This window comes from Solibacillus merdavium (genome assembly GCF_014836935.1).
Taxonomy (GTDB): domain Bacteria; phylum Bacillota; class Bacilli; order Bacillales_A; family Planococcaceae; genus Solibacillus; species Solibacillus ferritrahens.
The window spans coordinates 1-1,227 of record NZ_JACSPW010000049.1; the positions used below are offsets into that span (position 1 = coordinate 1).

Consider the following 1,227-nt stretch of genomic DNA (forward strand, 5'->3'; position numbering starts at 1 on the left):
GAGTTTGCCTACAGTCTTTTTTGTTTTAAAATAAAGTTAACTGATGAAAACCGTTGATTTCCATTCCAGGGGACGCGTTTCGCGGGCGGGTGCCAATCCTCCTCGTCGCTACGCTCCTGCGGTGTATCGGCAGTCCCGCTTTTCCCGCAGAAGTCGCCCCTTCCATTCCAATCAACTTGATCTATTCTTTCTAATATAGTTTATCTAAATCAAAGAGGTGTCCCGATATGATGACTAAAAACCAAATGAACGAACGTAATCAATTAGAAATGTTGACGATTGAACAACTTGTCCCAGAAAATCATCTCGTACGTAAATTAGATGCAGCCATTGACTTTTCGTTTGTATATCCATTAGTTGAAAACCTATATTCACCTTTCGGTAGACCAAGTATTGATCCTGTTGTCTTATTTAAAATGACAATGATTCAATACGTTTTTGGTATTCGTTCGATGCGCCAAACGATTAAGGAAATTGAAACGAATGTAGCGTACCGCTGGTTTTTAGGCTTCGGTTTTCATACAGAAGTGCCTCACTTCTCGACGTTTGGCAAAAATTATACACGGCGTTTTGAGGATACAGATGTATTTGAACAGATTTTCTATCGCATCTTAAAAGAAATTGTGGATGCGGGTTTATTATCAGCTGACCATATCTTTATTGATTCCACGCATGTTAAGGCAAGTGCGAATAAACGAAAATTTGATAAAAAGATGGTTCGAAAAGAGACACGTGCTTATGAAGAAAAGCTACAAGAAGAGTTAAACATAGACCGTGAAAAGAACGGAAAAAAGCCGTTTCCACCGGAGAAGTTTGAAAAGGAAGAATGGAAAGAAATCAAAGAGAGCACAACGGACCCTGAAAGTGGTTACTATGTGAAGGACGAACGGACAAAACAATTTGCCTATTCATTTCATGCAGCGACAGATGAACGTGGCTTTGTATTAGGAACGATTGTGACACCTGGCAATATACATGATAGTCATATACTGCAACCGCTTGTTGAAAAGGTCATTCATCGTGTGAAAAAGCCTGTGGCTGTTGCTGCGGATGCTGCTTATAAAACACCTGCGATTACGAACTTTTTATTAGAAAATCAAATGTTGCCTGTTCTTCCTTATACAAGACCGAAAACGAAAGATGGCTTCTTCCGTAAACATGAGTATGTCTATGATGAACATTATGATTGCTATATTTGCCCGAATGACCAGATGTTGCGCTATACAA

General features: G+C 39.5%; 1 protein-coding gene. It reads left to right on the forward strand.

Annotated features, from left to right (window positions below):
* Positions 1-227 precede the first annotated feature (227 nt).
* A partial coding sequence (locus H9632_RS18675; protein WP_191705565.1) for an IS1182 family transposase occupies positions 228-1,227 on the forward strand: 1,000 nt, incomplete at its 3' end.